6 protein-coding genes are annotated in these 8,448 nt (G+C 70.7%); 1 reads left to right on the plus strand and 5 read right to left on the minus strand.

What is annotated here, in order from left to right; genetic code table 11:
* Positions 1-98: 98 nt before the first annotated feature.
* The 5 genes from H8R17_RS43440 to H8R17_RS43460 form a co-directional block, all read right to left on the minus strand.
* Entirely contained in the window at positions 99-839 is a 741-nt protein-coding gene (locus H8R17_RS43440; RefSeq protein ID WP_187828688.1) for an SDR family NAD(P)-dependent oxidoreductase, read from the minus strand.
* Between the two features lie 178 nt (positions 840-1,017).
* A complete protein-coding gene (locus tag H8R17_RS43445) occupies positions 1,018-1,464 on the minus strand; it encodes a GNAT family N-acetyltransferase (RefSeq protein ID WP_187828689.1) in 447 nt (148 codons plus the stop codon).
* Positions 1,461-2,405 carry an RluA family pseudouridine synthase gene (locus H8R17_RS43450; RefSeq protein ID WP_187828690.1) on the minus strand — a complete coding sequence of 315 codons (945 nt, stop codon included), beginning with the start codon at positions 2,403-2,405 and terminating at the stop codon, positions 1,461-1,463. Before H8R17_RS43450 ends, H8R17_RS43445 begins: the two co-directional genes overlap by 4 nt.
* Before the next feature lie 77 nt (positions 2,406-2,482).
* Entirely contained in the window at positions 2,483-3,220 is a 738-nt protein-coding gene (gene lspA, locus H8R17_RS43455; protein WP_187828691.1) for a signal peptidase II, read from the minus strand.
* Positions 3,221-3,308: 88 nt separating this feature from the next.
* Positions 3,309-4,604 carry a TraR/DksA family transcriptional regulator gene (locus H8R17_RS43460; RefSeq protein WP_187828692.1) on the minus strand — a complete coding sequence of 432 codons (1,296 nt, stop codon included), beginning with the start codon at positions 4,602-4,604 and terminating at the stop codon, positions 3,309-3,311.
* A 603-nt stretch (positions 4,605-5,207) separates the two neighbouring features.
* On the opposite strand from H8R17_RS43460, the gene ileS reads away from it, so the two are divergent.
* Entirely contained in the window at positions 5,208-8,369 is a 3,162-nt protein-coding gene (gene ileS, locus H8R17_RS43465) for an isoleucine--tRNA ligase (RefSeq protein ID WP_187828693.1), read from the plus strand.
* Positions 8,370-8,448 lie beyond the last annotated feature (79 nt).

Consider the following 8,448-nt stretch of genomic DNA (forward strand, 5'->3'; position numbering starts at 1 on the left):
CCGCCGCACTCACCAGCACCCGCGCACGGGCCCGGCCGAAGTCCCGTGCACGGGCCGCGGCTGAACCCGCCGTTGCCGGACGCGCCGACGGGGGCGGCTCAGTGGCCGCGCTCGGCGCCGCCGTTGACCTGGACGATCTGCGAGGTGATGTGCCCGGCGGCGTGGGACGCCAGCCAGTGCAGGGTCGCGGCCACGTCACCGGGCGTGCCGGCCCGCCCGTTCGAGGTCTCGGCGATGAGCCGCTGCCGCCGCGCCTCGTCCATGACGTCCCCGAAGAACTCGGTGTCCTCGACGTACCCGGGCGCGACCGCGTTCACGGTGATGCTGCGCGGCCCCAGCTGCCGGGCCAGATCATGAAGGTACGGATGCAGCGCCGCCTTGGCGCCCGCGTACGCCACGTTGCCCGAGCCCCGGTAGGCGGCGATCGAGCTGAGGAACAGCACGCGCCCGCCCGGGTCGGCGAGCCGGTCCTTCAGCGCCTCCGTGAGCAGCACCGCCGTCAGGGTGTTGAGCCCGAAGTTGAGGCTCCAGTTGTGCAGGACCACGTCGAGCGGCTCGTCGCTGTCCACCTTCGGCTCCAGGTACCCCGCACCGCCGGCGCCGTGGATCAGCACATCCACGGTCCCGAACTCGGCGGCCACGAACCGCTCCACCCCGCGCACACCACGCGGCTTGCTCAGATCCGCCGCGTAGGTGAGCGCCCCGGGCACCCCGGCCTTCTCCAGCACCTCGGCACGCCGCCCGAGCAGCAGCACCTGATCCCCGCCCGCGGCGAACACCCGCGCCGCCGCGAGCCCGATCCCCGTACCGCCACCACTGATCACGACGTTGCGAGCCATGACCTGAGCCTATAGAGCCGGCGAGAAAGACCGAAGCAACCCACCCGTACCCACGAGCGCAACCACCCGCACCCACCGGCGACGCTCAACCCCCGCGGGAACGGCAACCGCTCGGCCGACTGGAAAAGGGGGGCGCGCGGGCGGGCAAACCCAACGGCGAGCAACCACAACGCCGCCGTCACCCAAGCACGCGCCGCATCCCTCGATGAGGAATCCCTGCCTCCAGATACTCCGACCCGTACGCCTCGTACCCCAACCGCTCATAGAACCCCACCGCATGCGTCTGCGCATGAAGCTCCATCGCCCCCAGCCCACGCGCCCGCGCCGCATCCTCGATCGCCCGCACCAGCACGGCCCCAACGCCCAGCCCCCGAGCCTTAGGCGTCACCGCGAGCCGCCCCAGCACCCCCACCGACGGCCCGTCCCGCAGCAACCGCCCCGTCCCGAGCGGCACCCCGTCCTCCCGCACCGCCAGCACGTGCACCGCATCGGCGTCGTACGTGTCGTACTCCAGTTCCTCGGGCACCCCCTGCTCCCCGACGAAGACCTCCTTGCGCACCGCGAAACACGCCTCACGATCCGCGGCGTCCTCCGCGACCCGCACGACGTACGACGGACCACTCACGCGTACGTCTCCTCCCGCACCTGGTCCAGCGCCTTCTGCAGATCCTCCGGGTAGTCGCAGGAGAACTCCGCCCACTGACCGTCCCCGGGATGCTCGAAGCCCAACCGCACGGCATGCAGCCACTGCCGGGCCAGCCCGAGCCGCTTCGCGAGCGTCGGATCCGCGCCGTACGTCAGGTCACCCACGCACGGGTGCCGGTGCGCGGCCATGTGCACCCGGATCTGGTGCGTACGCCCGGTCTCCAGCTTCACGTCGAGCAGGGACGCCGCCCGGAACGCCTCCATGAGGTCGTAGTGCGTGACCGACGGCTTGCCGTCGGCGGTGACCGCCCACTTGTAGTCGTGCTGCGGGTGCCGCCCGATGGGCGCGTCGATGGTGCCGCTGGTCGGGTCGGGATGGCCCTGGACGAGGGTGTGGTACCGCTTGTCGACCGTGCGCTCCTTGAACTGGCGCTTGAGCGACGTGTACGCGTACTCGGACTTGGCGACCACCATCAGACCGGACGTACCGACGTCCAGCCGGTGGACGATGCCCTGGCGCTCGGCCGCACCGGACGTCGAGATGCGGTAGCCCGCCGCCGCGAGGCCGCCGATGGCCGTCGGCCCGGTCCAGCCCGGCGACGGATGGGCCGCGACACCGACCGGCTTGACGATCACGACCACGTCCTCGTCGTCGTGCACGATCTCCATGCCCTCGACCGGCTCGGCGACCACCTGCACCGGCGCGGGCGCCTGCGGCATCTCGACCTCGAGCCAGGCGCCGCCGCGCACCCGCTCGGACTTGCCGACCACTGTGCCGTCCACCAGCACCTTGCCCGCCGCGGCCAGCTCCGCAGCCTTCGTACGGGAAAAGCCGAACATGCGGGAGATGGCGGCGTCGACGCGCTCGCCCTCCAGGCCGTCGGGCACGGGCAGGGTACGGATCTCGGGAATCGTGCTCACCCGTCGAGTATGCCGGACGGCTCCGACCGCCCCGTACGAGCCTGTGGACAGCCCGCGGGGATCGGCCCTTGCGGCACTCAGTCCTTGTGGACGGTCCCGTCCGGGTCGAGCCCCTTGAACGACAGCAGCACGATCAGGATGCCGCCGCACACGATCGCCGAGTCGGCGAGGTTGAACACGGCGAAGTGCTTGGGCGCGATGAAGTCGACGACCGCGCCCTCGAACACGCCCGGCGAGCGGAAGATCCGGTCGGTGAGGTTGCCGAGCGCACCGCCGAGCAGCAGGCCGAGCGCAATCGCCCAGGGCAGGCTGTACAGCTTGCGGGCGAGCCGGGCGATCACCACGATCACGGTCGCGGCGATCATCGTGAAGATGACCGTGAAGGCCTCGCCGATGCCGAACGCCGCGCCCGCGTTGCGGATCGCCTCGAACCGCAGCCAGTCCCCGATGATCTCGATCGGCGGGTGGTGCTCCAGCTTGGCGACCACGATCATCTTGCTGATCAGGTCCAGGGCGTACGCGAAGGTGGCCACCGCGAAGAGCACGGCGACACGGCGCTTGCCGCGCGGCCGCGCGGCGGCACCGCCCGCCGGCTCGGCCGCGCCGGACGACGCCGTGTCATCGGCTCGGCCGGCGGCGGGCCCGCCCGTGTCGCCGGCGTCCGCGTCATCGGCGCCGGACCCGGCGGCCGGGGCCCGCGCCACCTCGGCGCCGGACCGCTCGTCCGGCCGCGCGTTCCCGCCGGGCTGCTCCTGCTCGGCCCGCGCCCCTTCCGGGATGTCCGGCGTACCGATGATGCGCTCCGCCTCTGCCACGTGAGTCCCTCAACCTAGGTGCCTGACTGAGGACGAGGGTACGGCACGTCATCGGCGCCCCACGTGCTCAGGAGGCATACTCCGCCGATCAGTACCGCCGTTCCTGCTTCTGCTTGCACTCCACGCACAGAGTGGCCCTCGGGAAGGCCTGCATGCGGGCCTTCCCGATGGGGTTGCCGCAGTTCTCGCACAGCCCGTACGTGCCGGCGTCGAGCCGCTCCAGGGCACGCTCGGTCTGGATCAGCATCTCGCGCGCGTTGGCGGCCAGCGCCATCTCGTGCTCGCGCGTGATGTTCTTGGTTCCGGTGTCCGCCTGGTCGTCGCCCGCGCCGTCCCCGGAGTCCCGCATCAGGCCGACGAGCGACTGCTCGGACGAGGTGATCTCGGCGCGCAGCCGGTTCGCCTCGGACTGCAGCTCGGCCCGTGCCTCCTCGACCTCTTCCGGCGTCCAGGGGTCCTCACCGGGGCGCACCGCGAGCTCGCCCGGCTCCGCCGCGGCGATCCGTGCCTTCGGAACGGCGGTCTTCGCCGCCGTGGCCGTGCCAGGAGTCTTCTTCGCACCCACCGTCGTGGCTCCCGTCTGCTTCGCGGCCTTTGCCGCGCCCGCTTTCTTGGCCGTGGTCTTCCCGGCCGCCTTCTTCGTGACCGCGCCGGCCTCGGTGGTGCTCTTCGCGACCGCGCGCTTCGTGGTGGTGCTCTTGGCCGCCGCCTTTTTGGCGGGGGCCTTCCCGACCGCCTTCTCGGCAGCCGCCTTCTTCGTCGCCGTCATCTCGGCGGCCCTCTTCTCGGCAGCCGTCTTCTGGGCGGCCGTCTCCTTGGCTGCCGGCTTCTTGGCAGCCCTCTTCCTGGTGGCCGCGGTCTTCGCCGCCGCCTTCCTGGCGCCGGTCTCCTCAGCCCCGGCCTTCTTGGCGGCCGTTTTCTTTGTCGCCGCCTTCTTGGGCGCTGTCTTTTCGGCAGCTGCCTTCTTGGTCGCGCTCTTCTTGGCCGCGGCCTTCGTGGTGGCCGACGCCTTCTTGGCCGCCGCCTTCGAGGCTGCGGCCTTCTTGACCGGCGCCTTCTTGGTCGCGCTCTTCTTGACCGGCGCCTTCTTGGCGGGGGCCTTCTTGGCGGGGGCCTTCTTGGCGGGGGCCTTCTTGGCGGGGGCCTTCTTGGCCGCCGTCTTCTGGGCCGCCGTCTTCTTGGTGTCCCCCTTCGCGCCGCCGGCCACCCCCCGCACCGTCTTCACCGGCTCCGCCGCACGTACCGCGGCGCCGCCCTGCGTGCTCGTGCTCTTCTTTCCGCCGACGTCCTTGGCCGCACCGTCGGTGGCACCGGCCGCGCCGCCGGAAGTCCGCGCCGACCTGCCGGACGCCGACTGCTGTACGGCGGTCTTCTTCGCCACCATGGCCGCGGCCCCTTCACATATTGTGATCTTGCTCGCGAATCGTGCTGGGACGATAAATCGACTTGAGTCCCGCGGCAACGGGGCGCACCGCCCGATTCGCCCGCCTCGCGGATGCCGCGCGACAAGCATGCATGCGTTGTGCCCAGCTCCCCGCCCGGTAATCCGCCGAGCCGGACGTCCCAGGATCCGAACGCCCGTACCGCGCCATTCGGGTCACGCCACGCCATACGGCACCCCGGCGCCGGGGGCGGGGAAATCCGGTCGGCCGCTGTCGGTCCGGCGCCGTACACTGGGCGCAGCGAAAAGCGTGGATGGGGACGAGTAGCGGCGTACGCAGCCCAGAGCGACCCGGGGACGGTGGAAGCCCGGGGGCGAGCGCGACGTGAAGATCACCCCGGAGCCGCCGGAAGAAAACCGCAGCCGAGCGCAGTGGCCAGTAGAACCGGCATCGCGAACCCAATGAGGGGGCTCACCGACGCACAACCTGCGTCGGCGGGCCAAGGAGGGTGGTACCGCGGGAGCGCGCCGAAAGCGGCGCAGGCAAGGACGTAGCTCTCGTCCCTCCGGACGGAAGGCAGCAAGTCCGCCGGAGGAAGCCCGCTGATGACAACGCCGACGTACCGCCAGGTACCCGCCCAGGTCGACCTGCCCGCGCTCGAGCACGCAGTGCTCGACTTCTGGCGCGAGCAGAAGATCTTCGCCAAGAGCCTGGAGCAGTCCGAGGGCCGCCCCGAGTGGGTGTTCTACGAGGGCCCGCCCACCGCCAACGGCATGCCCGGCGCCCACCACATCGAGGCCCGGGTCTTCAAGGACGTCTTCCCCCGCTTCCGCACCATGCGCGGCTACCACGTGTCCCGCAAGGCCGGCTGGGACTGCCACGGCCTCCCGGTGGAGCTGGCCGTGGAGAAGGAGCTCGGCTTCTCCGGCAAGCAGGACATCGAGACGTACGGCATCGCCGAGTTCAACGCGAAGTGCCGCGAGTCGGTGACCCGGCACACGGACGCGTTCGAAGAGCTCACGACCCGCATGGGCTACTGGACCGACCTCAACGAGCCGTACCGCACCATGGACCCCGAGTACATCGAGTCGGTCTGGTGGTCGCTCAAGGAGATCTTCACCAAGGGCCTGCTGGTCCAGGACCACCGCGTGGCCCCCTGGTGCCCCCGCTGCGGCACGGGTCTGTCGGACCACGAGCTGGCGCAGGGCTACGAGACGGTCGTCGACCCGTCCGTGTACGTCCGCTTCCCGCTCACCTCCGGCCCGCTGGCCGGCGAGGCCGCGCTCCTGGTGTGGACGACCACGCCCTGGACCCTGGTCTCCAACACCGCGGTCGCCGCGCACCCCGAGGTCACCTACGTCGTCGCGACCAACGGCGAGGAGAAGCTGGTCGTCGCCGAGCCGCTCGTCGCCAAGGCGCTCGGCGAGGGCTGGGAGACCACCGGGCAGACCTTCACGGGCGCCGAGATGGAGCGCTGGGCCTACCAGCGCCCGTTCGAGCTCGTTGGATTCCCCGCAGAGGCCCACTTCGTGGTCAACGCGGAGTACGTCACGACCGAGGACGGTACGGGTCTGGTCCACCAGTCACCCGCTTTCGGTGAGGACGACCTCAAGGTCTGCCGTGCCTACGGCCTGCCGGTCGTGAACCCCGTCCGCCCGGACGGCGCCTTCGAGGAGGACGTCCCCCTCGTCGGCGGCGTCTTCTTCAAGAAGGCGGACGAGAAGCTCACGGAAGACCTCGGCAGCCGCGGACTGCTCTTCAAGCACATCCCGTACGAGCACAGCTACCCGCACTGCTGGCGCTGCCACACCGCGCTCCTCTACTACGCGCAGCCCTCCTGGTACATCCGCACCACCGCGATCAAGGACCGCCTCCTCGCGGAGAACGAGAACACCAACTGGTTCCCGGACACGGTCAAGCACGGCCGGTACGGCGACTGGCTGAACAACAACATCGACTGGGCGCTGTCCCGCAACCGCTACTGGGGCACCCCGCTGCCGATCTGGCGCTGCGAGGACGACCACCTCACCTGCGTCGGCTCCCTCACCGAGCTGACCGAGCTGACCGGCACCGACCAGTCGGACCTGGACCCGCACCGCCCCTTCATCGACGAGGTCACCTTCGTCTGCCCGCAGGGCGGCTGCGGGCAGACGGCCACGCGTGTGCCGGAGGTCATCGACGCCTGGTACGACTCGGGTTCGATGCCGTTCGCGCAGTGGGGCTACCCGTACAAGAACAAGGAGATCTTCGAGGCCCGTTACCCGGCGCAGTTCATCTGCGAGGCGATCGACCAGACCCGCGGCTGGTTCTACACGCTGATGGCGGTCGGCACCCTGGTGTTCGACAGGTCGTCGTACGAGAACGTCGTCTGCCTGGGCCACATCCTCGCCGAGGACGGCCGCAAGATGTCCAAGCACCTGGGCAACACCCTGGAGCCGATCCCGCTCATGGACCGGCACGGCGCCGACGCGGTCCGCTGGTTCATGGCGGCCGGCGGCTCCCCCTGGGCGGCCCGCCGCGTGGGCCACGGCACCATCCAGGAGGTCGTCCGCAAGACGCTCCTCACGTACTGGAACACGGTCGCCTTCCAGGCCCTGTACGCCCGTACGTCCGGCTGGGCCCCGTCCGAGGCCGACCCGGCCCCGGCCGACCGCCCGCTCCTGGACCGCTGGCTGCTGTCCGAACTGCACGCGCTCACCGACCAGGTCACCCAGGCCCTCGACGCCTACGACACCCAGCGCGCCGGCAAGCTGCTGTCCGCGTTCGTCGACGACCTGTCGAACTGGTACGTGCGCCGGTCCCGGCGCCGGTTCTGGCAGGGCGACAAGGCGGCGCTACGCACGCTGCACGAGGTCGTCGAGACGGTGACGCAGCTGATGGCCCCGCTGACCCCGTTCATCACCGAGCGGGTGTGGCAGGACCTGGTCGTGCCGGTCACCCCGGGCGCGCCGGAGTCGGTGCACCTGGCGTCGTGGCCGGAGGCTGACCTCGCCGCGATCGACCCGGAGCTGTCGAAGCAGATGGTGCTGGTGCGGCGCCTGGTGGAACTGGGGCGTGCCACGCGCGCGGAGTCGGGGGTCAAGACGCGGCAGCCGCTGTCGCGTGCGCTGATCGCGGCGACCGGCTTCGACACGCTGGACCCGGAGCTGCACACGCAGATCACGGAGGAGCTGAACGTCTCCTCGCTCGCGTCGCTGGCAGATTCCCCCGCTGGTGCAGCGGATGGCGGTTCGCTGGTCGACACGACGGCGAAGGCCAACTTCCGGGCCCTGGGCAAGCGGTTCGGCAAGCGCGTCCAGGACGTGGCCAAGGCCATCGCGAACGCGGATGCGGCGGCGCTGTCCCTGGCGCTGCGCGAGGGGACGGCGTCGGTCGAGGTGGACGGCGAGACGGTCACACTCGCTCCCGACGAGGTGATCATCACAGAGACCCCGCGTGAGGGCTGGTCGGTCGCGTCCGACGCGGGGGCGACGGTCGCCCTGGACCTGGAGATCACGGAGGAACTGCGCCGTGCGGGCCTGGCCCGTGACGCGATCCGTCTGATCCAGGAGGCCCGCAAGAACAGCGGGCTGGATGTGGCCGACCGCATCGCGCTCCGCTGGACGTCGACGGACACGGCTGTCGCCGAGGCGCTGACGGAGCACACGCCCATGATCGCCGACGAGGTACTCGCCACGGACTTCACCGAAGGCGCGGCGGACGACACGTACGGCGAGCCTTTCACCGACGAGGGCTTGAACCTGACGTTCCGCCTCCGCAAGGCCTAGTCCCAATGCCGTGTAGTTAGGGCTTGCCGGGAAACAAGCCGTGGCTTCGGGCCTTGGTCCTCGTTGTTGTGGTATGGGG

It is taken from the genome of Streptomyces sp. TRM68367 (assembly GCF_014495685.1).
Classification (GTDB): domain Bacteria; phylum Actinomycetota; class Actinomycetes; order Streptomycetales; family Streptomycetaceae; genus Streptomyces.

Coding starts and splice junctions, on each gene's coding strand:
- H8R17_RS43460 (WP_187828692.1), bottom strand. CDS start 4,604: ATGGTGGCGAAGAAGACCGCCGTACAGCAGTCGGCGTCCGGCAGGTCG.
- ileS (WP_187828693.1), top strand. CDS start 5,208: ATGACAACGCCGACGTACCGCCAGGTACCCGCCCAGGTCGACCTGCCC.
- H8R17_RS43440 (WP_187828688.1), bottom strand. CDS start 839: ATGGCTCGCAACGTCGTGATCAGTGGTGGCGGTACGGGGATCGGGCTC.